This is a genomic window from Streptomyces sp. NPDC002463, assembly GCF_042889835.1.
GTDB lineage: Bacteria > Actinomycetota > Actinomycetes > Streptomycetales > Streptomycetaceae > Streptomyces > Streptomyces nymphaeiformis.
Window position 1 is genome coordinate 277,994 of the sequence record NZ_JBIARL010000005.1, and the last position, 24,193, is coordinate 302,186.

At 72.2% G+C, this 24,193-nt stretch carries 18 protein-coding genes and 3 tRNA genes; 14 read left to right on the forward strand and 7 right to left on the reverse strand.

Features of this window, described 5'->3' with window-relative positions:
• Nucleotides 1-31 precede the first annotated feature (31 nt).
• From ACFYX3_RS13460 to ACFYX3_RS13475, 4 genes are all read left to right on the forward strand, one after another.
• A complete protein-coding gene (locus tag ACFYX3_RS13460) occupies nt 32-1,348 on the forward strand; it encodes a deoxyguanosinetriphosphate triphosphohydrolase (RefSeq protein ID WP_376593707.1) in 1,317 nt (438 codons plus the stop codon).
• Nucleotides 1,349-1,487: 139 nt separating this feature from the next.
• Complete coding sequence (locus ACFYX3_RS13465) at nt 1,488-2,747, forward strand: NAD(P)/FAD-dependent oxidoreductase (RefSeq protein WP_389012142.1); 1,260 nt, start codon at nt 1,488-1,490, stop codon at nt 2,745-2,747.
• A 29-nt stretch (nt 2,748-2,776) separates the two neighbouring features.
• Complete coding sequence (gene dnaG / locus ACFYX3_RS13470; RefSeq protein ID WP_389012145.1) at nt 2,777-4,666, forward strand: DNA primase; 1,890 nt, start codon at nt 2,777-2,779, stop codon at nt 4,664-4,666.
• Between the two features lie 117 nt (nt 4,667-4,783).
• Nucleotides 4,784-5,791: an RNA polymerase sigma factor gene (locus ACFYX3_RS13475; protein WP_389012148.1), complete on the forward strand. Its 1,008-nt coding sequence runs from the start codon at nt 4,784-4,786 to the stop codon at nt 5,789-5,791.
• 55 nt (nt 5,792-5,846) lie between these two features.
• Here the strand turns inward: ACFYX3_RS13475 and ACFYX3_RS13480 are convergent, their stop codons facing one another.
• The 4 genes from ACFYX3_RS13480 to ACFYX3_RS13495 form a co-directional block, all read right to left on the reverse strand.
• Complete coding sequence (locus ACFYX3_RS13480) at nt 5,847-7,775, reverse strand: ABC transporter ATP-binding protein (RefSeq protein ID WP_389012152.1); 1,929 nt, start codon at nt 7,773-7,775, stop codon at nt 5,847-5,849.
• Nucleotides 7,775-9,508 (reverse strand): ABC transporter ATP-binding protein, encoded by a 1,734-nt coding sequence (locus ACFYX3_RS13485; RefSeq protein WP_389012156.1) that lies wholly within the window; start codon nt 9,506-9,508, stop codon nt 7,775-7,777. The genes ACFYX3_RS13480 and ACFYX3_RS13485 overlap by 1 nt, the downstream gene beginning before the upstream one ends.
• 96 nt (nt 9,509-9,604) lie before the next feature.
• The gene (locus ACFYX3_RS13490; RefSeq protein ID WP_376593698.1) at nt 9,605-11,044 is read right to left on the reverse strand and encodes an FGGY family carbohydrate kinase; all 1,440 of its coding nucleotides are present in this window, start codon (nt 11,042-11,044) and stop codon (nt 9,605-9,607) included.
• 29 nt (nt 11,045-11,073) lie between these two features.
• The gene (locus ACFYX3_RS13495) at nt 11,074-11,388 is read right to left on the reverse strand and encodes a YtxH domain-containing protein (RefSeq protein ID WP_382661270.1); all 315 of its coding nucleotides are present in this window, start codon (nt 11,386-11,388) and stop codon (nt 11,074-11,076) included.
• Between the two features lie 135 nt (nt 11,389-11,523).
• Between ACFYX3_RS13495 and ACFYX3_RS13500 the strand changes: the two genes are divergently transcribed.
• The 3 genes from ACFYX3_RS13500 to ACFYX3_RS13510 all read left to right on the forward strand — a co-directional run bounded on the left by ACFYX3_RS13500 (nt 11,524) and on the right by ACFYX3_RS13510 (nt 11,917).
• Nucleotides 11,524-11,596 (forward strand) — tRNA-Asn (locus ACFYX3_RS13500).
• Between the two features lie 5 nt (nt 11,597-11,601).
• Nucleotides 11,602-11,674 (forward strand) — tRNA-Asn (locus ACFYX3_RS13505).
• Nucleotides 11,675-11,840: 166 nt separating this feature from the next.
• Nucleotides 11,841-11,917 (forward strand) — tRNA-Ile (locus ACFYX3_RS13510).
• A 129-nt stretch (nt 11,918-12,046) separates the two neighbouring features.
• On the opposite strand, the gene ACFYX3_RS13515 is transcribed toward ACFYX3_RS13510, so the two are convergent.
• The 3 genes from ACFYX3_RS13515 to ACFYX3_RS13525 form a co-directional block, all read right to left on the reverse strand.
• Complete coding sequence (locus ACFYX3_RS13515; protein ID WP_389012160.1) at nt 12,047-12,694, reverse strand: hypothetical protein; 648 nt, start codon at nt 12,692-12,694, stop codon at nt 12,047-12,049.
• The gene (locus ACFYX3_RS13520; RefSeq protein ID WP_389012163.1) at nt 12,691-13,266 is read right to left on the reverse strand and encodes a SigE family RNA polymerase sigma factor; all 576 of its coding nucleotides are present in this window, start codon (nt 13,264-13,266) and stop codon (nt 12,691-12,693) included. The genes ACFYX3_RS13515 and ACFYX3_RS13520 overlap by 4 nt, the downstream gene beginning before the upstream one ends.
• An 88-nt stretch (nt 13,267-13,354) precedes the next feature.
• Nucleotides 13,355-13,891: a hypothetical protein gene (locus ACFYX3_RS13525; RefSeq protein WP_389012166.1), complete on the reverse strand. Its 537-nt coding sequence runs from the start codon at nt 13,889-13,891 to the stop codon at nt 13,355-13,357.
• Nucleotides 13,892-14,262: 371 nt separating this feature from the next.
• Between ACFYX3_RS13525 and ACFYX3_RS13530 the strand changes: the two genes are divergently transcribed.
• The 7 genes from ACFYX3_RS13530 to ACFYX3_RS13560 all read left to right on the forward strand — a co-directional run bounded on the left by ACFYX3_RS13530 (nt 14,263) and on the right by ACFYX3_RS13560 (nt 24,182).
• On the forward strand, nt 14,263-14,682 hold the full coding sequence (locus ACFYX3_RS13530) for a hypothetical protein (RefSeq protein ID WP_382662708.1): 420 nt from the start codon (nt 14,263-14,265) through the stop codon (nt 14,680-14,682).
• The gene (pstC, locus tag ACFYX3_RS13535) at nt 14,679-15,689 is read left to right on the forward strand and encodes a phosphate ABC transporter permease subunit PstC (RefSeq protein WP_389012170.1); all 1,011 of its coding nucleotides are present in this window, start codon (nt 14,679-14,681) and stop codon (nt 15,687-15,689) included. The genes ACFYX3_RS13530 and pstC overlap by 4 nt, the downstream gene beginning before the upstream one ends.
• The gene (gene pstA, locus ACFYX3_RS13540) at nt 15,686-16,960 is read left to right on the forward strand and encodes a phosphate ABC transporter permease PstA (RefSeq protein WP_389012173.1); all 1,275 of its coding nucleotides are present in this window, start codon (nt 15,686-15,688) and stop codon (nt 16,958-16,960) included. The genes pstC and pstA overlap by 4 nt, the downstream gene beginning before the upstream one ends.
• Nucleotides 16,961-17,085: 125 nt before the next feature.
• Complete coding sequence (locus ACFYX3_RS13545) at nt 17,086-18,879, forward strand: phosphate ABC transporter substrate-binding protein PstS (RefSeq protein ID WP_389012176.1); 1,794 nt, start codon at nt 17,086-17,088, stop codon at nt 18,877-18,879.
• Nucleotides 18,876-21,500: a hypothetical protein gene (locus tag ACFYX3_RS13550; protein ID WP_389012179.1), complete on the forward strand. Its 2,625-nt coding sequence runs from the start codon at nt 18,876-18,878 to the stop codon at nt 21,498-21,500. The genes ACFYX3_RS13545 and ACFYX3_RS13550 overlap by 4 nt, the downstream gene beginning before the upstream one ends.
• A gap of 97 nt (nt 21,501-21,597) precedes the next feature.
• The gene (locus ACFYX3_RS13555) at nt 21,598-22,593 is read left to right on the forward strand and encodes a hypothetical protein (protein ID WP_389012182.1); all 996 of its coding nucleotides are present in this window, start codon (nt 21,598-21,600) and stop codon (nt 22,591-22,593) included.
• Nucleotides 22,594-22,607: 14 nt separating this feature from the next.
• Nucleotides 22,608-24,182, forward strand: a complete 1,575-nt coding sequence (locus ACFYX3_RS13560) for an Ig-like domain repeat protein (RefSeq protein WP_389012184.1) — start codon at nt 22,608-22,610, stop codon at nt 24,180-24,182.
• Nucleotides 24,183-24,193 lie beyond the last annotated feature (11 nt).

The window sequence follows — 24,193 nt, forward strand, 5'->3', positions numbered from 1 at the left end:
TTCTGTCGGTCCCTCCGGTTACCTTCGACGCATGGCAGGCATCGAGGACACCAAGGACAGCACGGACATCACCGACACCCCCGGCTACGACGAGACCGCGACCGCTCGCTGGGCCGCAGAGCCCGACAAGCGCCCCGGCCGCACCGCCTTCCAGCGCGACCGCGCCCGCGTGCTGCACTCCGCCGCGCTCCGCAGGCTCGCCGGCAAGACCCAGGTCGTCACGCCCGGCACGCGCAGCCAGGCCTGGGACGCCAGCCCCCGCACCCGGCTCACGCACTCCCTGGAGTGCGCCCAGGTGGGGCGGGAGCTGGGCGCCGCCCTCGGCTGCGATCCCGATCTCGTCGAGGCCGCCTGCCTCTCCCACGACATGGGCCACCCGCCGTTCGGGCACAACGGCGAGCAGGCGCTGAACGACGTCGCGAAGGACTGCGGCGGCTTCGAGGGGAACGCCCAGTCGCTCCGGCTCCTCACCCGCATCGAGCCGAAGCGCTTCGTCAAGGACGAGGAGGGCGAGCTCGTCAGCGTCGGCCTCAACCTCACCCGCGCCGCCCTCGACGCCGCCACCAAGTACCCGTGGCCGCGCGGCGGTCACCCCGAGGACCCCGGCTCGCCCAAGTTCGGCGTGTACGAGGACGACCTGCCGGTCTTCGAGTGGATCCGGCAGGGCGCCCCGGCCCACCGCAAGTGCTTCGAGGCGCAGGTCATGGACTGGTCGGACGACGTGGCCTACTCGGTGCACGACTTCGAGGACGGGCTGCACGCCGGGCACATCGACCCGAACATGCTCTTCGCGGAGCCCGAGCGCGCCGACATCGCCGCGGTCGCCATCGGCCGCTACGTACCGGAGGACACCGATCCGCACGAGCTCGCCGAGGCCCTCGACCGGCTCGTCGACCAGGAGTGGTGGCCGCACGGCTACGACGGCTCGGCCGTCGCCCAGGCCCGCCTCAAGGACGCCACGAGCCAGCTCATCGGCCGCTTCTGCCTCGCCGCCGAGGGCGCCACCCGGGAGAGGCACGGATCCGGCCGTCTGACCCGGTACGGCGCCGAGCTCGTCGTCCCCCGAGCCACCCGCAACGAGTGCGCGGTCCTCAAGGCCGTCGCCGACCGGTACGTGATGCAGCGCGCCGAGCAGGAGGCGCTCCGCGCCGACCAGCGGATCGTCGTCGCCGAGCTCGCCGAGGCGCTCGTCACCCGCGCCCCCGACGGACTCGAACCGCAGTTCCGGGCCGCGTTCGACACGGCCCGCGACGACCGGGCCCGCAAGCGCGTCATCGTCGACCAGATCGCCAACCTCACCGACGCCTCCGCCCGGGCCCTCCACGCCCGCCTCCGCGCCCCCCGGTAGGCGCCCCCGCCGGGGACCTACGGCCCTCTTCCGTCGCCTCCCTCCGTACGGGACCCTCGCAGGCACGGCCCGGGGAGGTACGACGGGACGAACGCCCGGGGGCGTAGGTTGGAACCGGTCGCAAAGAGGAGGAATCGACGTGGTCGACGCAGATCAGACCTTTGTCATCGTCGGCGGGGGCCTGGCAGGGGCCAAGGCGGCGGAGACCCTGCGCGAGGAGGGGTTCAACGGCCGGGTGATCCTCATCGGCGACGAACGCGAGCACCCCTACGAGCGCCCGCCCCTCTCCAAGGGCTTCCTGACCGGCAAGGAGGAGCGCGACTCCGTCTTCGTGCACGAGGCCGCCTGGTACGCCCAGCACGACATCGAGCTCCACCGCGGCCAGACCGTCACCGCCATCGACCGCGAGGCCCGCACCGTCCGCCTCGGCGACGGCACCGCCATCGCGTACGACAAGCTGCTCCTGGCCACCGGCGCCGAGCCGCGCCGCCTCGACATCCCCGGCACCGACCTCGCCGGCGTCCACCACCTGCGCCGGCTCGCCCACTCCGAGCGGCTCCGCCACGAACTCAGGAAGCTCGGCCGCGACAACGGCCACCTGGTCATCGCGGGCGCCGGCTGGATCGGCCTCGAGGTCGCCTCCGCGGCCCGCCAGTACGGCGCCGAGGTCACCATCGTCGAGGCCGACCCCACCCCGCTGCACCGGGTCCTCGGCCCCGAGCTCGGCCAGCTCTTCGCCGACCTGCACACCGACCACGGCGTCCGCTTCCACTTCGGCGCCCGGCTCACCGAGATCACCGGCCAGGACGGCATGGTCCTCGCCGTCCGCACCGACGACGGCGAGGAGCACCCCGCCCACGCCGTCCTGATCGCCATCGGCGCCGCCCCGCGCACCGCCCTCGCCGAGAACTCGGGCCTCGCCCTCGTCGACCGGGCCGACGGCGGCGGCGTCGCCGTCGACGAGTCCCTGCGCACCTCCGACCCCGACGTCTTCGCCGCCGGCGACATCGCCGCCGTCCACCACCCGCTCCTGCACACCCGGCTCCGCGTCGAGCACTGGGCCAACGCCCTCAACGGCGGCCCGGCCGCCGCCCGCGCCATGCTCGGGCAGCGCGTCTCGTACGACCGGGTGCCCTACTTCTTCACCGACCAGTACGACCTGGGCATGGAGTACTCGGGCTGGGCGCCGCCCGGCACGTACGACCAGGTCGTGGTCCGCGGCGACACCGGCAAGCGCGAATTCATCGCCTTCTGGCTCAAGGAGGGCCGGGTCCTCGCCGGGATGAACGTGAATGTGTGGGACGTCACAGAGCCCATCCAGAAGCTCATCCGCGCCCGTACGCCCGTGGACCCGGAGGCCCTCGCCGACCCCTCCGTACCCCTGGAGAGCCTGATCTGATCGCCCCCGCTCACCCGTAGACTTCATGCGTGGCAGGCAGGATCAACGATGACGACGTGAAGGCGGTACGGGACGCGGTCCCGATCGACGCCGTCGTGTCCGAGTACCTCCAGCTGCGCAACGCGGGCGGCGGCAACCTCAAGGGCCTCTGCCCCTTCCACGACGAGAAGTCGCCCTCCTTCCAGGTCAGCCCCAGCAAGGGACTCTTCCACTGCTTCGGCTGCCAGGAAGGCGGCGACACCATCGCCTTCGTGATGAAGATCGACCACCTCTCCTTCTCGGAGACGGTCGAGCGCCTCGCCGCGAAGGCGGGCATCACCCTGCGGTACGAGGAAGGCGGCTACAACCCGGGCCACCAGCGCGGGGAACGCATCCGCCTGATCGAGGCGCACAAGGTCGCCGCCCAGTTCTACGCCGACCAACTCGGTTCGCCCGAGGCCGAGATCGGCCGGAAGTTCCTCGCCGAGCGCGGCTTCGACCAGGCCGCCGCCGAGCACTTCGGCGTCGGCTACTCCCCGGCCGGCTGGGACCACCTCACCCGCTTCCTGCGCGGCAAGGGCTTCTCCGACAAGGAGCTGATCCTCTCCGGCCTCTCCCAGGACGGCCGCCGCGGCCCCATCGACCGCTTCCGCGGCCGCCTCATGTGGCCGATCAAGGACGTCGGCGGTGAGATCGTCGGCTTCGGCGCGCGCAAGCTCCGCGACGACGACAACGGGCCCAAGTACCTCAACACGCCCGAGACGCCGATCTACAAGAAGTCCCAGGTGCTCTACGGCATCGACCTGGCGAAGAAGGACATCGCCAAGGTCAGCCGCGCCGTCGTCGTCGAGGGCTACACCGACGTCATGGCCTGCCACCTCGCCGGCGTCACCACCGCCATCGCCACCTGCGGCACCGCCTTCGGCGGCGACCACATCAAGATCCTCCGCCGGCTCCTCATGGACAACGGCTCGGCCCGCGTCATCTTCACCTTCGACGGCGACGCCGCCGGCCAGAAGGCCGCCCTGCGGGCCTTCGAGGACGACCAGAAGTTCGCCGCCGAGACGTACATCGCGATCGCCCCCGACGGCATGGACCCCTGCGAGCTCCGCCTCGCCAAGGGCGACGAGGCCGTCGCCGAACTCGTCCAGCCGCGCACCCCGCTCTTCGAGTTCGCGCTCCGCCAGATCGTGACCAGGTACGACCTGGAGACCCCGGCGGGACGCGCCGCCGCGCTCGACGAGGCCGCGCCGATCGTCGCGAAGATCAAGAACATCGCCTCGCAGCACGAGGTCGCCGTCCAGCTCGCCGGCATGCTCGGCATCCTCGACACCCAGTTCGTGGTCCGGCGGGTCGCCCAGATCGCCCGCTGGCAGCGGCAGGGCGGCGAGCGGGCCCCCGACCGCCGGCAGCCCCAGCGGACGTACGACACCCCCGCCCCGGCCGCCGCCCCCTCGGGCCCCGCGCTCAACCTGCGCAGCCCCGCCCACCGCACCGAGCGGGAGCTCCTCAAGCTCGCCCTCCAGCGCCCCGAACTGGTCTCCCCGGCCTTCGACGCCTACGGGACCGACGAGTTCACCGCCCCGCCCTACGCGGCCGTCCGGCAGTGCGTCCAGGACGCGGGCGGCGCCACCGGCGCCCCCTCCGACTACCTCGACGCCGTCCGCGAGGCCGCGCCCAACGACTCGGTCCGGGCCCTCGTCACCGAACTCGCCGTCGAGACGATCTTCGCCAAGACCGTCGACGAGGCCTACGCCGGCGACCAGCTCGTCACCGTCCGTCTCCGCGCCGTCGACCGGCGCATCCGCGACGTCCAGGGCTCCCTCGCCCGGCTCGGCCCGAGCGGCGACCCCGCGCAGCTCGCCGCCGTGCAGAACGAGCTGTGGGTCCTCACCCAGTACGGGCAGTCCCTGAGGAACAACGGAGCCGCCGCCCTCTGACCCACCCTCGGTCACAGGGCGGTCTCAAAAAGTCACCGCACGCCCCTCGTGGCGGCGATGTGTCGTACCCCACACTGGGTGACGGTGCCGTTCCGCCCCTCCTGGAGGTCGCCCGCCGTGCAGACCGAGATCCAGACCACCCGAACGGACGAGCAGGCCGAACTCCCCGAGATACCCGTCCAGCGCCGCCGTACCGGCGACCTCGGCGGCAACGGCCCCTCCTCCGACCTCTTCCGCCAGTACCTCCGCGAGATCGGCCGCATCCCGCTGCTCAGCGCCGAGGAGGAGGTGGAGCTCGCCCGCCGCGTCGAGGCCGGGCTCTTCGCCGAGGAGAAGCTCGCCAACACCCCCGACCCGGACACGCAGTTGGCGTACGACCTGGACCGGATCGTCGTCCTCGGCCGGATCGCCAAGCGCAAGCTCATCGAGGCCAACCTCCGCCTCGTCGTCTCCGTCGCCAAACGGTACGTGGGCCGCGGCCTCACCATGCTCGACCTCGTCCAGGAGGGAAACCTCGGCCTCATCAGGGCCGTCGAGAAGTTCGACTACGCGCGCGGCTACAAGTTCTCCACGTACGCCACCTGGTGGATCCGCCAGGCGATGTCCCGGGCCCTCGCCGACCAGGCCCGGACCATCCGCGTCCCCGTGCACGTCGTCGAACTCATCAACCGGGTCATCCGCGTCCAGCGCCGCATGCTCCAGGAGCGCGGCTACGAGCCCACCGCCGAGGAGGTCGCCGCCCAGCTGGACCTGGCCCCCGAGCGCGTCGGCGAGGTCCTCCGCCTCGCCCAGGAACCGGTCTCCCTGCACGCCCCCGTCGGCGAGGAGGAGGACGTCGCCCTCGGCGACCTCATCGAGGACGGCGACGCCGCCTCGCCCGTCGAGTCCGCCGCCTTCCTGCTGCTCCGCCGCCACCTGGAGGACGTCCTCTCCACCCTCGGCGAACGCGAACGGAAGGTCGTCCAGCTCCGCTACGGCCTGGACGACGGCAGGCCCCGCACCCTGGAGGAGATAGGCCGCATCTTCGGCGTGACGCGCGAACGCATCCGCCAGATCGAGTCCAAGACCCTCAACAAGCTGCGGGACCACGCCTACGCGGACCAGCTCAGGGGCTACCTGGACTGACGAGGGGGGTGCCCCGCCGGTCAGGCAGGACACCCCCCAAAAAAGGCGCGATGCGTCAGTCGACCTCGGCGACCGCCTGCGCGAACTGCGCCGCGTACAGCCGGGCGTAGGCCCCGCCGGACGCCAGCAGCTCCTCGTGCGTGCCCTGTTCGACGATCGAGCCGTTCTCCATCACCAGGATCACGTCCGCGTCCCGGATCGTGGAGAGCCGGTGCGCGATCACGAACGACGTGCGCCCGTGGGCGAGTCGGGCCATCGCCTTCTGGATGAGGACCTCGGTACGGGTGTCGACCGAGCTGGTCGCCTCGTCCAGGACGAGGATCACCGGATCGGACAGGAACGCCCGCGCGATGGTGATCAGCTGCTTCTCACCCGCGCTGACGCCCGCCCCGTCGTCCTCGACGACCGTGTCGTAGCCCTCGGGCAGGGTCCGGATGAACCGGTCGGCGTGCGCGGCGCGCGCCGCCTCCTCGATCTCCTCCCGCGTCACCTCGCGCGTGGCGCCGTACGCGATGTTGTCCGCGATGGTGCCGCCGAAGAGCCAGGTGTCCTGGAGGACCATGCCGATGCCCTTGCGCAGCTCCTCGCGGGACATCCTCGCGACGTCCACCCCGTCCAGGGTGATCCGGCCGCCCGTCACCTCGTAGAACCGCATCAGCAGGTTCACCAGGGTCGTCTTGCCGGCGCCGGTCGGGCCGACGATCGCGACCGTCTGCCCCGGATCGACCGTGAGCGACAGGTCCTCGATGAGCGGCTTGTCCGCCTCGTAACGGAAGGACACCTGGTCCAGGGCGACCTTGCCCTTGAGGTCGATGGGCTTCTCGCCGGCCGCCGCGTCCGGCTCCTGCTCCTCCGCGTCGAGCAGCTCGAAGATCCGCTCCGCCGAGGCGACACCGGACTGCACCAGGTTCGCCATCGACGCGACCTGCGTCAGCGGCATCGAGAACTGGCGGGAGTACTGGATGAAGGCCTGCACGTCACCGATGGACAGGGTGCCGGTCGCCACCCGCAGACCGCCGACCACGGCCACCAGGACGTAGTTGATGTTCGAGATGAAGAACATCACCGGCTGCATCACGCCGCTGTTGAACTGGGCCTTGAACCCGGCCTCGTACAGCGCCTCGTTCTGCTCGCGGAAGTCCTTCGCGGACTCCTCCTGCCGGCCGAAGACCTTCACCAGGCTGTGCCCGGTGTACATCTCCTCCACGTGCGCGTTGAGCGCGCCCGTCGACTTCCACTGCTGCACGAAGTGCGGCTGCGAGCGCTTGCCGATCTTCGCCGCGACGAACACCGAGACCGGCACCGTCACCAGCGCCACGAGCGCGAGCAGCGGCGAGATCCAGAACATCATCCCGAGCACGCCGACGATCGTGAGCAGCGAGTTGATCAGCTGGCCCATCGACTGCTGGAGCGTCTGCGAGATGTTGTCGATGTCGTTGGTCGCCCGCGACAGCACCTCGCCGCGCTTCGCCTTGTCGAAGTACGAGAGGGGGAGCCGCGCCAGCTTCGTCTGGACGTCCTCCCGCATCCGGTAGACCGTCCGGTTGATCACCTTGATCGACATGCGGGTGGAGACCAGCATGAGCAGGCCCGCCGCCACGTAGATCGCGAGGACCCACAGCAGGACCTCGCCGACCGCGCCGAAGTCGATCCCGTGGCCGGGGGTGAAGTCGACCCCGGACAGCATGTCGGCCATGCCGCTGTCGCCGGAGGCGCGGAGCTTCTCCAGGGCCTGCGCCTTCGTGGCGCCCTCGGGCATGTTCCGCCCGACGACCCCCGCGAAGATCAGGTCCGTCGCCTTGCCGAGGATCTTCGGTCCGACCACGGAGGCCGCCACCGACAGCACGCCGGCGATCAGCATCACCCAGAGCGTCTTGCGCTCGGGCGCCAGCTGCTTCAGCAGCCGCTTGCCCGAGCCCTTGAAGTCCATCGACCGCTGGTCGGGGCCGCCACCGGCCATCATGCGTCCGCCAGGACCGGCCATCAGGCTGCCTCCGCCTCGGTCAGCTGGGAGAGCACGATCTCCCGGTACGTCTCGTTGTCCGCCATCAGCTCGCGGTGCCGTCCGGTGCCCACGACCCGGCCCTCGTCGAGGACGACGATCCGGTCGGCGTCGCGGATGGTCGACACGCGCTGGGCGACGATCACCACGGTCGAGTCGGCCGTCTCCCGGGCCAGCGCGGCCCGGAGCAGGGCGTCCGTCTCGTAGTCGAGCGCGGAGAAGGAGTCGTCGAAGAGGTAGATCTCCGGCCGCTGCACGAGCGTCCGCGCGATCGCGAGCCGCTGCCGCTGCCCGCCGGAGACGTTGGTGCCGCCCTGCGCGATCGGGGCGTTCAGACCGTTCTCCAGCTTCCGTACGAAGTCGGCGGCCTGGGCGACCTCCAGGGCGTGCCACAGCTCCTCGTCGGTCGCGTCCGGCTTCCCGTACCGCAGGTTCGTCGCCACCGTCCCCGAGAACAGGTACGGCTTCTGCGGGACGAGCCCGACGGTCCTCGCCATCAGGGCGGCGTCGAGCTTCCGCACGTCGACGCCGTCGACGAGGACCTCGCCGCCGGTGGCGTCGAACAGCCGGGGCACGAGCCCGAGCAGCGTCGACTTGCCGCTGCCCGTCGAACCGATGATCGCGGTGGTCTCACCGGGCCGGGCGACGAGCGCCACGTCCTTGAGGACCGACTCCTCCGCGCCCGGGTACCGGAAGTCCGCGCTCCTGACCTCCAGGTGCCCGCGCCGCAGCAGCTTCGTCACCGGCTCGGCCGGCGGCACGACGCTCGTCTCGGTCCCGAGGACCTCCTCGATGCGCTCCGCGCAGACCTCGGCGCGCGGCACCATCATGAACATGAAGGTGGCCATCATCACGGCCATCACGATCTGCATCAGATAGGCGAGGAAGGCGGTCAGCGCGCCGATCTCCATCCCGCCGCTGTCGATGCGCTGCGCGCCGAACCAGACCACGGCCACGCTGGAGACGTTCACGATGGTCATCACCGTCGGGAACATCAGCGCCATCAGCCGCCCGGTCGCCATCGACACGTCGGTCAGCTCGCCGTTGGCACCCCGGAAGCGCTCCTCCTCGTACCCGTCCTTCACGAAGGCGCGGATGACCCGGTTGCCGGTGATCTGCTCGCGCAGCACCCGGTTCACCGTGTCGAGGCGCGTCTGCATGGTCCGGAAGAGCGGCCGCATCTTCCGCACGATCAGCGAGACGGAGACGCCGAGGACCGGCACCACCGCGAGCAGCACGGCCGACAGCGGGACGTCCTGGCCGAGCGCCATCACGATGCCGCCGACGCACATGATGGGCGCGGAGACCATGAGGGTGAACGCCATGAGGACCAGCATCTGGACCTGCTGGACGTCGTTGGTCGTACGGGTGATCAGCGAGGGGGCGCCGAAGTGGCCGAGCTCCCGCGCGGAGAAGGACTGCACCCGGTCGAAGACCGCGCCGCGCACGTCGCGGCCGAGCGCCGAGGCGGTGCGCGCGCCGTAGTACACGGCTCCGATGTTGCAGACGACCTGGACGACGGAGACGCCGACCATCAGGGCGCCGAAGCGCAGGATGTAGCCGGTGTCCCCGTTCACGACACCGTTGTCGATGATGTCCGCGTTCAGGGTCGGCAGGTAGAGGCTCGCGCAGGTCTGCAGGAACTGCAGCAGGACGAGCAGCGCGATGGGTTTTCGATAGGGCCGCAGGTGGGTTCGGAGAAGTCTTATGAGCACGGCTCCTACTATCGCCCGCGTCCCCGTGGCGTTACGAACGGTTTCGGGGGCGCGGGCGGAGCCCTGGGGAAGACTTTACGAACGCCTGTACGCCCCTCAGGCGCCGAACGCGCCGGGGTGGATCTGCTCCCGCGTCGCCACGTACTGCTGCCGCACCGCCTGCCCCGCCGACAGGTCGTCGCCGGGCTCCAGGATCTGCGCGACCGCGCCCTGCCAGGCCGGGGGAGCGGCCGGGGACAGCGTGCCCCGCGCGACCCCGAGCGCCCAGGCGGCCTGCCGGGCCGCGCCGAGCGCCGCGTAGTCGGCGGGCTGGGGGACGACGACCTGCGCGCCGAAGAGCGCCGGCGCCAGTGCCTGCACGGCCGGCAGGGCGGCCGCCGCGCCGAGCAGGAACACCCGCCGCACCTCGACGCCCCGCCCGCGCAGCACGTCCATGGCGTCGGTGAGCGCGCAGAGCATCCCCTCGAACGCCGCCCGCGCCAGGTGCTCGGGCTTCATCGACTCGCGCCGCAGCCCGCTGAGCGTGCCCGCGGTGTGCGGCAGGTTCGGCGTCCGCTCGCCCTCCAGATAGGGCAGCAGGACGAGCCCGGAGGCACCGGGCGTCGACTTCAGCGCGAGCGCGGAGAGCTCGTCCAGCGACTCCAGGCCCAGCATCTCCGCGGTCCCGCGCAGCGCCCGTACGGCATTGGAGGTGGAGACGACCGGCAGGTGCATGCCGGTGGCGTCGGCGAAGGAGGTGATCATGCCGTTCGGGTCGGCGAGGGCCTCGTGGTGCACGGCCATCACGGAACCGGAGGCGCCGAGCGAGACGACCGCGTCGCCGGGGCCGAGACCGAGGCCGAGCGCGGCGGCCATCGTCTCGCCGGTGCCGGCGGAGACGAGGAGGCCCTCGGGGGTGATGCCGGCGGCCTCGGACGGGCCCAGGACCTCGGGCAGCACGGCCTGGTGGCCGAGCGCCAGGTCGACGAGGTCGGGCCGGTAGGACCCGGTCCGCGCGGACCAGTAGCCGGTGCCGGAGGCGGCGCCGCGGTCGGTGGTGCGGCGGACGGGCCGGCCGAGGAGCTGCCAGACGAGCCAGTCGTGCGGCTGGAGGATCATCGCGACCCGCTGGGCGTTCTCGGGTTCGCTCCGGGCCAGCCAGCGCAGCTTGGCGACGGGCTGCCCGGCGCCGGGCACGCTGCCGACGGCCTCGGCCCAGGCCTGCCGTCCGCCCAGCGACTCGACGAGGTCGGCGGCGGCGACCTGCGCCCGCTTGTCGTTGCGGACGAGCGCGGGCCGGACCAGGCCGCCCTGCGCGTCGAGCGGCACGAGCCCGTGCTGCTGCGCGGAGACGCCGATGGCCTCCACGCCCTCCAGGAGCCCGCCGGTGGCGGCCTCCCCGAGCGAGAGCAGCCAGTTCTGCGGATCGACGTCGACGGCCTTCGGCTCGCCTGGATGCGCGGCGTACCCCTGCCGCAGTACGGCACCCGTGTCCGTGTCACAGACGACGATGCGTGTGAACTCCGCAGAGCTGTCCAGTCCGGCGACTATCCCCATGACACATGATTCTGCCGCACGCGAGGGGCTCAGGTGTTGCTGGTGCCCCAGTCGTCGTCCTCGTAGACCTTGCCGTTGCCCCGCTGCCGATCGCGCAGCGCGTGGACCCGGTCGGTCACCGAGGACGGCAGCCGGTCGCCCACCTTGTCGCCCACCAGGTGCGCCGCCCTGCCCGCGGCCTGGCGGCCGGTCTGGGCGGCGGACTCGGCCGCGTTCCGTACGGCGGGGTTCTGGGCGAAGTCCTTCACCGACTTCTTCATCTGCTCGTAGCGCTCGCGTCCGGCCCGCGTGCCGACCACGTAACCGACGGCGAGTCCCACGACGAACGTCAGCTTGTACCGCACGGCGGCGATCCTTCCTGGAGGCCCTGGGGATACCGATTGGCGGAGCACCCCCCTGCTTGCGCTAATGTATGTCTCGCAGCGAGCGGCCGCCGCCCGGCAAGGCCAGAGGTGGATCCGATCGGTGCAACGCAGCAATCCCCTGTAGCTCAATTGGCAGAGCAGCCGGCTGTTAACCGGCAGGTTACTGGTTCGAGTCCAGTCGGGGGAGCGCGATCCCCTGTAGCTCAATTGGCAGAGCATTCGGCTGTTAACCGGAGGGTTGCTGGTTCGAGTCCAGCCGGGGGAGCGAGACGGAAAAGGACCCTTCGGGGTCCTTTTTCGCGTGTACGGGAACCATACGGAGCGCGGTGCGGTCTTCATGGTCGAGCAGAGCCGATCATCCGGAGCAGGAGATCGTATGAGCGGCTATGCTGCGGCAGACGGCGCGCACACATGTACGCGCCTCACCGTTCGGGGCGGTAGCTCAGCCGGTTAGAGCAGCGGACTCATAATCCGTCGGCCGTGGGTTCGAGTCCCACCCGCCCCACCACACGCCCGTGGTCGCAGGAAGGTTTCGTCTGCGACTGCGGGCTCTTTCGTCCCACGGTGCACCCGCTTCGCGCGGGAACGCGGAGCGACACGCCGACATCACCCCGATGCCTCATGGGCGCGGGGCGGTTCAGCCTCTGCCGGGCTTGGCCAGCGTCGCCAGGACCGTGCCGTCGGCACCCAGGACGGTGATCGTGCTGCCGTTCGTCCCGGCCTGCGTGTCGTACGCGTGGAAGGCGACCCAGCCGGGGCTGCCGGGCAGCGTGACGATACGGGCGCTCACCGTCCGGCCCCCCACGGAGAGGGTCACCCCGGCGGGCCTCTCGGGGCCGCGGTAGATGCCGGCCCACACGGTGCCGGTGCCGGTGCCGTCGCCGGAGGTGGTGGCCGAGATCTTTCCGCCGGGCACGTCGGCCGCCTTCATCAGCTGCTCCGAGGCCTTCGGCACCGCCAGGTACAGGCCCTGGGCGGTCAGCCGCATCGTGTGGCCACGGCCGAGCGGCACCTTCTCGCCCGGAACCACCACCTGCACGGCCGCCGGCGCCGGCGTCGACGCCGCGGGCACGGGGGGCGTGGAAGGGGAGCCGAAGGTCGCGGAGAACGCCGCACCGACCACCGGGACGAGCACCGCGGCCGCCACGACGGCGGACCGCATCGTCCTGCGGCGCCGGCGGATCGTCCTTCCCCGCAGCATCACGGCCGCCGTGGGGGCCGTGCCCACCGGCACGGCCGCGGCGGCCTCGTGGAGCGCCGCGGCCAGGGTCTCGTCCTGGTTCATCGGGGCATTCCTTTCAGCGCGACCGAGTCGCTCGGGTGGTCACGGGGTTCCCGGGGGCGTCCGACCAGGGCGGCCAGGACGCCGTCGTCGCGGAGTGCGGCCAGACCGCGGGTGATCTGGCTGCGTACGGTGCTCTCCCGGGTCCCCAGGGCCGCGGCGATCTGGGCGGGAGCCATGTCCTCGAAGTAGCGGAGCACCACCGCGGACCGCTGCCGCAGGGGCAGCCTGGCGAGCGCGTCCATGAGCGCGCCGCGGTGCTCCACCTGTGCCGTCCGGTCGGCCACCGCGGTCTCCGGGAGCCGGGAGGTGAACCACTCGCGGACGGTCCGCCGGCGGAACCCGTCCGCGTGAACGTTGATCATGATCTTGCGGACGTACGCGGCCATGTCGTCACTGTGCCGCACCCTGTTCCACTTGGAGTAGGCGCGGGCCAGGGCGTTCTGGGCCAGGTCCTCGGCATCGTGGTGGCTGCCGGTCAGCAGATACGCGGTGCGTATCAGGCTGGGCCATCGGACGGTCATGAAGGCGTGGAACTCGTCGTCGGCGCTGCTCGAGTCGTCGGCGTTGCTCAACCGGACCTCGGGGGAGAGACGGGGGCGGTGAAGGACACGTGCCGGGTTCGCCGCCGCCCCGTCCTGGGGCGGCGGCGACGGTGCGCGACTAGGTCCGGACGGTGATCGAGGGCTTCATGGAAGCCTTCGCCTTCGCGTCGAAGACGTAGTAGGCCGCCCAGCCCGGCTTGCCGGCCAGGGTCACGACCCTGGCCTGAAGCGTGCGGCCCCCGACGGTGAGGGTGACCGTGGCCGTCGCCGTCACCGGACCGCGGTAGATCCCCGCGAACAGCGCACCGGAGGCGTCGCCGTGGGCGATCGTGGCCACCTTCCCGGGGAGCACGTCGGTCACCCGGAGGACATCCGGCGCGTCCGTGCCCGAGGACGTCGTGGCAGCCACGTGCAGGCCCTCCGCCGTCAGCCACAGCTTGTCGGCGCCGGCGGCGATCCGCTCACCCGGCGCGACCACCCGCACGGAACCGGCCACGGAGGCCGCTCCGGAAGAAGCGACCGCGGGCGCCGCCGACACCGGCGCCGTGGTCACGGACGCCGCGACCGCCGTCCCCATGCCCGTCGCGAGCACCGCGGCCCCCGCGACCGCGGCCAGCCATCCACGCCTCCGCCTGCGCGTACCGATGGAAGTCATCACCAGCTCCTCCAGACCAAACAACGTCGGCTTCCGGCCACCGGGGCCGGAGCAGACGGGCTCTGTCGTCCCATCCACCCCCCAGACGGCACCCGCGCCGCAGAACGCTGCTCCACGCGACGCCCCGTCACGTGTGGTGCTCGTCACATGCGAAGCCCCGCACGCGCAAAGCCCCCACACATCTCCCAAGGGCTTCTCCCTCTCGTTCATGTTTTCTACGTCGCTGCTTCACCGGACCGTGGAGCGGTCAGCGCCCAGCGCGGTGATTGTCATGCCCGCAGCCAGGCTGCGTGGCCGATTGTCGGCCACGCTGAGTTCCCGGCGAAGGGGGCGGCTCCGTGTCTCGGCCACGGTTTCTCTTTGTGTCATGGGTGGACGTCGAAAGACGTCAGGCGCCGGACGAGTGGACTCCGGCCGCGAACCGTGCGGAGGCGGTGAGCTGGCGGCTCGTCGGCGCCAACAACCACGAACTCGGCCGCGGCCCGGGCTTCCACCGGGGCCACACCGCCTGCCACTCCGCCGTCGTACGGCTGCGCGACGGGCTCGACCGCGCGGTCCCCCTCGTCACCATGGCCGCCGACGCCACCGGCACCTGGACCTGGCAGCTCTCCATGGACGACCGCTGCGTGGCCGTCGCCGCCCGGACGTACCGGCGTCAGCGCGAATGCCGCGACAGCCTCCAGCTCTTCCTCGCCGCCGCCGTCGCGGGGCAGGTGGCCTCAGGCGTGACGTACACACGCAGACTGCGCGGCCTGCGACTGCCCGACGCGGCCCGGAGGAACGTCTCTTGAGCACCGTCACCACCCCGGTCGCCGCGGACACCGACGTACCGCGCGCCAGGTCCGCGGCCAAGGACCCCGCCGACCGGCTCTTCCGCGTCGGCGCCCGTGGCGCCGGAGCCGTCGTCCTCGTCACCATGACCCTCGTCGGCGTCTTCCTCGGCGTCCGCGCGAGCCAGGCCCTCGCCGGAGCCGGCGGCTCCTTCGTCACCACCCCGGCCTGGGAGCCCGACTCCCACCGCTTCGGCATCGCCGCCGTCCTGCCCGGCACCGTCCTCATCGGCGTCACCGCGATCAGCTTCGCCCTGCCGCTCGCCCTCGGCACCGCGCTCTACATCACCGAGTACGCGCCCCGCGGACTGCGCCGCACCCTCGTCAGCCTCGTCGACCTGATGGCCGCCGTGCCCAGCGTCGTCTACGGACTGTGGGGCTTCTTCTTCCTCCAGCCCCACATCACCGGCCTGTCCCGCTGGATCTCCACCTACTTCGGCTGGATCCCGGTCTTCGCGGTGAACGGCGCCGACCCGGACGACCCGCTCTCCCCGGCCACCGTCTACACCTCCTCGACCTTCATCGCCGGGGTCGTCGTGGCGCTGATGGTCACCCCCATCGCCTGCTCCGTGATGCGCGAGGCCTTCGCCCAGGCCCCGCCCGGCGAACGCGAGGGCGCCTTCGCGCTCGGGGCGAGCCAGTGGGGCGTCATCCGCACGGTCGTCCTGCCCTTCGGCAAGGGCGGCATCATCGGCGGCACGATGCTCGGGCTCGGCCGGGCGCTCGGCGAGACCATCGCCGTCGTCATGATCATCTCCCCGGTCTTCGTCTTCCAGCCGCACCTCCTGGAGAACGGCGCCAACTCCGTCTCCGCGCTGATCGCCCTGCGCTACGGGGCCGCCAGCCCGTTCGGCATGTCCGCGCTGATGGCGGCCGGGCTCTCGCTCTTCCTGATGACCCTCGTCGTCAACTTCATCGCGTCCTCCGTGGTCGCCCGCAGCCGGTCCGGAACGGGAGCCGAGGCATGACCCTGACCACCGACCAGATCCGCCCGGACGCCGCCGGCACGGTCACCCCGGACGTCGTCCCCGACGGCCCCGGCGCCCCCGCGGAGACCCGCCGTACGACGTCCGCCCTGCACGCCCGGGACGTCTTCGCCCTCGTCGGCGCCGGTGCCGCCGCCCTCGCCCTGACCTCCGTGATCTTCGGGCGGGTGCTGCCCTTCGACGGCGCCCTCGGCTTCACCGTCGTCGCCTACCTCGCCTTCATGGCGCTGTACGCGGTGCTGATCTCCCTCGACGAGAACGGCGCCGTGATCCGCGCCCGGCTCGCCCAGACCCTCGTCCACGCCCTGGCGTTCCTGCTGCTCGCCGCGCTGCTGTTCATCGTGGGCTACGCCCTCTGGCGCGGCCGGGAGGCCCTGCCCCATCTGAACTTCTTCACGGAGGACATGTCCGGCACCGGACCCCTCCAGCCGCTCACCGAGGGCGGCATGCTCCACGCCATCGTCGGCACCCTTGAGCAGATCGGCATCTCGCTGCTCGTCACGGTGCCGCTGGGCCTCGCCTGCGCGGTCTTCCTCAACGAGGTGCCCGGCCGGTACGCCCGCTTCGTCCGCACCATCGTGGAGGCGATGACCGCCCTGCCGTCCATCGTGGCCGGCCTGTTCGTCTACGCCACCGCCATCCTCGCCCTCGGCCTCGGCAAGTCGGGCTTCGCGGCCTCCCTGGCGCTCTCGGTGATGATGCTGCCGATCATCATCCGCGCCTCGGACGTGGTCATCCGTCTCGTGCCCGGCTCGCTCCGCGAGGCCTCCTACGCCCTCGGCGCCGGACAGTGGCGCACCGTGTGGACGGTGGTGCTCCCCACCTCCCGCTCGGGCCTCACCACCGCCGTCATCCTCGGCACCGCCCGCGGCATCGGCGAGACCTCCCCGGTGCTGCTGACCTCGGGCGCCGCGACCGGTCTCAACGCCAACCCCTTCGACGGGCCGCAGACCTCGCTGCCGCTGGCCACCTTCACCCTGGTCGCCTCCCCGGAGAAGGCCATGATCGCCCGCGGCTTCGGCTGCGCCGCCCTGCTGATGGCCCTCGTCCTGCTGCTCTTCCTGCTCGCCCGGGTGATCGGCGGGCGCGGACCGGGCCAGCTGAGCCGACGTCAGCAGAAGCGCAGGACCGCGGCCTCGCTGCGCGATCTGGAGCGCATGGGGTCCCAGGCGTACGGACCCGACCCGTCCGGGGGCCGACCGGACGGCCCCGGGCCCGAGGCCTCCGCCGTCCCGCCGCCCCGGGCCGGCTGACCGCCCGGCCGTACGACCCCGACACCCGCCCCGACACCCCGGTACGACCCGCATCCGCCCGCGGACCCGGTTCCGTACGCGTGCCGGTACGACCCGCACCACCCGCCACCGATCAGGAGAACCCGATGTCCGGACGCCCACCGGCATTCCCCGCGAGCGTGCTGCGGCGCACCCTGGCCGTGCTCGTCACCGCCCTCGCCCTCGTGGCGCCCGCCGCGACGCCCGCCGCCGCCGAGAGCTACGTACCGGTCTCCGGCGCCGGCTCCACCTGGAGCCAGAACGCCCTCGACCAGTGGCGGGCCAACGTCAAGCAGTACGGGATGACGGTCAACTACAACGGCACCGGCTCCTCCGACGGACGCAACCAGTTCCGCAACGGCACCGTCGACTTCGCCGTCTCGGAGATCCCGTACGGCATCAACGACTCGGGCGTCGCCGACCCGCCGCCCTCGCGGAAGTTCAGCTACATGCCGATCGTCGCGGGCGGCACCGCCTTCATGTACAACCTGCGGATCGGCAACCGCCGGGTGACCAACCTGCGGCTCTCCGGCGAGAACGTCGCCAAGATCTTCACCGGCGCCCTCACCATGTGGAACGACCCCGCGCTCAAGGCCGACAACCCCGGGCTCGCGGCGAGCCTCCCCGCCCGCCGGATCGTCCCCGTGGTCCGCTCCGACGGCTCGGGCACCACCGCCCAGCTGACCACCTGGATGAGCAAGAAGCACCCGGCGATCTGGGACGCCTACTGCCGCCGGGCGGGCCGCAGCACCCCCTGCGGGCCGACCTCCAACTACCCCGTCGTCGGCGGCACCGGCATGGTCGGCCAGTCCGGCTCCAACGGCGTCTCCGGCTACGTCGCCCAGGACGGCAACCAGGGCACGATCACCTACGTCGAGTACTCGTACGCCGTGTCCACCACCGGCTTCCCGGTGGCCAAGATCCTCAACGCCAAGGGCTACTACACCGAGCCCACCGCCCAGAACGTGGCGGTCTCGCTGACCCAGGCGCGCATCAACTCCGACCTCACGCAGCGGCTCGACGGGGTCTACGACTCCACCGACGCCCGGACCTACCCGCTCTCCAGCTACAGCTACATGATCGTCCCGACGGCGGTGGAGTCGAACTTCAACCCGCAGAAGGGCAAGTCCCTCGGGGCCTTCGCCTACTACTTCCTGTGCCAGGGACAGCAGTCGGTGGACCGGCTCGGCTACTCGCCGCTCCCCGTCAACCTCGTCCAGGCCGGTCTGGCCCAGGTCCGCCGCATCCCCGGCGTGGTCGCGGAGAGCGTCGACATCCGCAGCTGCAAGAACCCGACCTTCTCCAGCGACGGCACCAACACCCTCGCCAAGACGGCTCCCATGCCGCGCGACTGCGACCTCAAGGGTCCCACCCAGTGCGACACCGGCACCGGCGGTGACAAGACCCCGACCCCGACGGGCAGTTCCTCCGGCGGCAGCACCGGCGGCGGCACGGGAGGCGCGAGCGGCGGAGCCGGCGGAGGCACCGGCGGGTCGGGCGGCACCGGCGGCGGCACCGGCTCCGGCGGCGCGGCCAACGGCGGGGCCACCGGCTCCGCCGCGGGCGGCGCGACGGGCGGCTCCGCCGGCACCTCCGGTGCGGGCGCCACCGGCTCCGGCGGCGCGGCTTCCGGCGGCACGACCGGCGGTGCGCTCGACCCCGAGACCGGCCAGCCCCTCGGCGACGGCGGCGGCGCGGGCGGCGGGGGAGCGAGCGGCGGCGGCGCGGGCGGAGGCGGCGAGCTGTACGGCGTCCCCGTGACCACCGCCGCGAGCGTCGGCGGCGGACTCCAGACCACCCTCATGGTGCTCGGTGCCCTGATGCTCGTCCTCGTCACCGTCGGCCCGCCGCTGCTGCACCGGCGGCTCGCCGCCCGCCGCACGGGGGAGGGCCTCCGATGACCCTCGTACGCCCCGGCCGGCTGCGCACCCTCCTCGGCACCCTGTGCCTGGCCCTCGTCCCCGTCGTCGCCACCGTCGGCGCCGGCCTCGACCCGGCCGCCGCCCCCGCCTACGCCGCCACCGGGCAGAGCTCCGCGGTGACGGTCTCCGGCACCGGCGAGTTCGCCGACCTGAGGATCACCGTCGGCCAGACCCGCAACCTCGTCAACCAGGTCGTCAGGATCTCCTGGACCGGCGGCACGCCCACCGTCTCCGACACCGCCTACGCCGCCGACTACCTCCAGATCATGCAGTGCTGGGGCGACGAGCACGGCCCCGGGACCGACCAGTGCCAGTTCGGCGGCTCCTCCGCCCTCGGCGCGGGCGCCGGCAACCAGGCCGCCGGCGCGTACACCAACGGACGGCAGCTCAACTACGGCGCCCACCTGAAGGACTCCGAGAACCAGCCGCTGCCCCCGCCCACCCCCAGCGGCATCTCGTACGCGCCGTTCCGCTCGGTCACCGGCGACGACGTCAGCCCCGGCAACTGGAACGAGTTCTTCGACGTCAACAGCACCAACGAGGTCCCCTACGCCCGCACCGACGCCCGCGGCACCGGCGAGGTCCACTTCGAGATGCAGACCGGCGTCGAGGCGCCCGGCCTCGGCTGCGGCGCCGCCGTCGAGACCGCCGGCACCGTCACCGGCCGCGGCTGCTGGCTGGTGATCGTGCCGCGCGGCGAGAAGGAGGTCGACGGAAGCCCGTACACCTCCCAGTCCAGCGGCCAGCTCCAGTCCTCGCCGCTCAGCCCGGCCAACTGGAAGCACCGCATCACCGTCCCCCTCGGCTTCGAACCGATCGGCAGCTACTGCCCGATCGGCGCCGAGGAACGCGGCACCCTCGGCAGCGAGATGGCCGCCGAGGCCGTCACCCGCTGGCAGCCCACCCTCTGCCGCACCGGCGACCAGGCGATCTACGGCTACGCCCAGGTCCCCGACGAGACCGCCCGCGTCAAGCTGCTCTCCGGCATGCCCGGCCTCGTCTTCGTCGGCCGCGCCGCCCCCGCCTCCGCCACCCGCACCCCGGTCTACGCCCCGGTGGCGCTCTCCGGCATCACCATCGGCTACTCCATCGAGAGCCAGGCTTCGTTCCGCGCCCCCGACGAGGTGCGGCAGCGCAACGGCACCCGGATGACGACCCTGCGGCTCACCCCGCGCCTGGTCGCCAAGCTCCTCACGGAGTCGTACCGCGACGGCGTCTCCCGCTTCGCCGAGAGCGTCGCCGGGAACCCCGAGAACCTCGGCCGCGACCCGGAGTTCATCCACTACAACCCCGAGTACGCCGACCTGGACTTCGGCGGCAAGCTCGGCGACGCCCTCGTACCGCAGCCGCTCTCCGACACCACCCGGCAGCTGTGGGAGTGGGTCGCCCAGGACCCGGCCGCCGCCGAGTTCCTCAAGGGCACCCCCGACGACGAGGGCGCCCACGGCGACCCCGGCAACGCCGGCATGAAGGTCAACCCGCACTACAAGGGCCTCGCCCTGCCGCTCGACTCCTTCCCCAAGAGCGACCCGTACTGCCAGACCTTCGACGACCGGCCGGAGCACCCGCTCTGCGTCCAGGACAAGAAGCCGTACGCCACCGACATGCACGCCGCGGCGCGCGCGGCCGGCCGCGGCGACACCCTGGCCCGCACCTCCTGGGACGCGACCGCGACCCCGCCCGCGTACAGGAAGGACCCGCCGCAGCCGGCCGGCCAGCGGGCCGTGCTCGCCGTGACGGACACCGCGACCGCCGACCGGTACGGCCTGATGAAGGCCGAACTGCTCAACGCCTCGGGCCGGTTCACCGCACCCGACGAGGCGTCCCTGACGGCCGCCGCGAAGGCCCGCAAGCCGGGCCCGAGCGGGGTGAGCGTCCCCGACCCGGGCACCGAGGACCCCGCCGCCTACCCGCTGACCGTCCTCACCTACGCCGCCACCGTCCCCGCCGACCTCACCGCCGCCGAGGGACGCGACTACGGCACCCTGCTCACCTACGCCGCAGGCGCGGGGCAGACGCCGGGCGTCGCCGCCGGCAACCTCCCGCACGGCTACGCGCCGCTGCCCGAGGCGCTGCGCGCGCAGACCCGCGAGGCCGCGCGCCTGGTGACCACGAAGGCGGGCGTGAAGCCGTCGACGCCCACGCCCACGCCGACGCCGACGCCCGTACCGTCCACGTCCACCGGCACCGGCTCCGACGGGGGCACCACCACCGGCGGCTCCGACAACGCCGCGACCACGGGCGGATCGAGCGGTTCGAGCGGGGGCGCGTCGGGCGGATCGGGCGGTTCGGGGACCGGCGGATCGGGCGCCGACGCCGGCGGTACGAGCTCCTCCGGGGGCGCCGGCTCGCACACGACCCCGAGCGCGACCCCGAGCACGAGCGCGCCCGCCCCGGCCGCCGCGACCACGAAACCCGCCCCCGGCACGCAGACCGTCACCGCCGTGGGCTCCCCGACACCCGCCTGGACGGTCGGCGCCGTCCGGAACGTGCTGCTCGTCTGCCTGATCGTCGGCGCGCTCGCCGCCTTCGCCGGCCCGACGCTGCCGAGGTACCTGCCGCGCCTCGTGGCGGCCGTACGCGAACGGACGGGGAGGTGATGGTGCCCGAGAACGTCTGATTCGTCCGCGCCAACGGAAGTCCTGCACACGCGCCCCGGGCACCACCGGAGCGCAGCCTAGCTGAGGAGAACCCCCAGTGAACAAGAAGAAGACCGGCCTCGCGCTCGCCGCCGCGGCGCTCGCGGCCATCACCGTCGGCAGCGGCCTGGCCGCCGCCGACCCGGCCGGCCCTCCGCAGTACCGCCAGCTCGCCGGTGTCGGCTCCGACACCACCCAGGACGTCATGAACGGCCTCGCCGACGTCGTCACCGTGAACGGCCAGAAGGCCATCGGCTCCTACGGCGCCACGGGTTCCGCGACCATCACCACGAAGAACCCGGCGACCAACCCCAACTGCACCATCCCGCGGCCCAACGGCTCCGGCGCCGGACGTTCCGCGCTCCTCACCTCCCTCCAGAGCGGCAACGGGTGCCTCGACTTCTCCCGTTCCTCCTCGCTGAGCCTCGGCGCGGCCAGCCCGGGCCTGACGTACGTGCCGTTCGCGATCGACGGCGTCAGCTACGCCATCACCCCCGGCTCCTCGATCCCGCGCAAGCTCGCGATGGCCGACCTCAAGGCCATCTACCACTGCGACCCCAACTACGTGGGCGCCGGGCCGAACTACGACCTGACCGTCTACCTCCCGCAGGCGGGCTCCGGCACGCGCTCCTTCTGGGAGTCGCAGATGGGCATCACCGAGACCGACGTCGTCGCCGGCGTCTACCCCTGCATCAAGGACAAGAAGGGCACCGCCCCGGTCCAGGAGCACGACGGCCGCGTCCTCGACGACAAGTCGATCGTGCCCTTCTCCATCGCGCAGTACCAGGCGCAGTCCTCGCAGACCATCGCCGACCTCCGCGGCCGCGCCATCCTCGGCACGATCGAGGGCGTCGCGCCGACGGTCCTCAACACCGGCTTCGGCGTGAAGCGCGACGTCTACAACGTCATCCCGACGAGCAAGGTCACCACCTCCCCGTGGAGCGACGTCTTCGTCGGCCCGGACTCCGGGATCTGCAAGCAGTCCGCCGTGATCAACACCTACGGCTTCGCGACCAACCCGAACTGCGGCGACATCACCAAGCAGACCCCCTGACAGGAGCCTTCACCGTGCTGAAGAACAGAATCTCCCGGGCCCTCGCGCTGGGTGTCGCGGCCGTCACCACCGCCGTCGCGGCGGGCCTCGCCACCGCGGGCGCCGCGTACGCCGCGCCCATCGGGACCATCGACATCACCCCCGCCACCGGTGCCGACACCAGCGGCATCTCCTTCACCACCTCGGGCGCCTGCCCCACCAACGCCACCAACGTCCTGGTGAAGGTGGAGGGTTCCGGCTTCCCGGCCGGCGGCCTCAACGTCGTCGGCAACTCGCCGATCACCACGTACCCCAAGGCCGGCAACGGCGGCATGATCATCCCGCTGACGTCCACCATGCGCGACTACGCCTCCCAGGCGGGCTTCACGACCCTCCAGGGCCGGTACGACTTCACCGTCATCTGCCGCACCGCCTTCAACGGCACCAGCCTCGGCGACTTCACCGGCGCGATCTGGTTCACGTCCAACACCACGTACCAGGCGAACGACCCGGCCGTGAAGACGGACACCGCCACCTCGCTCGCGGTCACCCCGGCCGGTCCCGCCCAGGCGGGCTCCCCGGTCACCCTGACCGCCACGGTCACCCCCTCCGGCGCCGCCGGCACCGTCCAGTTCAAGGACGGCTCCGCCGTCCTCGGCACCCCGGTCACCGTCAACGGAGGCACCGCCACGCTGACCACGAGCAACCTGACGGCCGGCACCCACGCCCTCACCGCCGTGTTCACCCCGGCCGACGCCTCGTACAACGGCTCGACGTCGACCGCCGTCTCCTACGAGGTCAAGGCCGCCGCGGCCACCCAGACGAGCACCGCCCTCGCGGTCTCCCCGGCGTCCGGCACCCCGCAGTACAGCCCCGTCACCCTGACCGGCACGGTCACCCCGGCCGGCGCCGCGGGCTCCCTGAAGTTCACCGACACCGTCGGCGGCACCACCACCCCGCTCGGCACCGTCCCGGTCGGCAACGGCTCCGCCGTCCTGACCACCTCCAGCCTGCCGGCCGGCGCGCACTCCTTCACCGCCGTCTTCGTCCCGGCCGACCCGGCCCGCTACACGGCTTCCGACTCCAACGCCATCCCGTACACCATCGGCGCGTTCGCCGGAGTCACCTCCTCGGAGACCATCACCACCACCGTCAACGCCGGCGCCCTCGTCATCAGCGTCGACAACCCGCAGGTCACCCTGCCCTCGCCGGTCCTCAACGGCGACGGCGACCTGCTCGTCACCGCCGGCGCCCTCAGCCCGGTGACACTGACCGACACCCGCGCCGGCAACCCCGGCTGGACCGTGAGCGGCCAGGTCACCGACTTCACCGACGGCGCCACCCACACCATCAACGGCCAGAACCTCGGCTGGTCCCCGAAGGTCGTCGACAAGGCGCCCGCGCAGACCGTCACCCCCGGCTCCGCCGTCCCCGCCGCCAAGGGCGCCGCCTCCGGCGACACGGGCACCGCGGGCCTGAAGTCCGCGCGCACGCTCGCCAACGGCACCGGCCTCGGCACCGCCCACGTCGGCGCCGACCTCGCCCTCAACGCGCCGACCTCCACCACGGCCGGCACGTACACCACCACGCTCACCCTCACCGCCATCTGATCCAGGCGTGA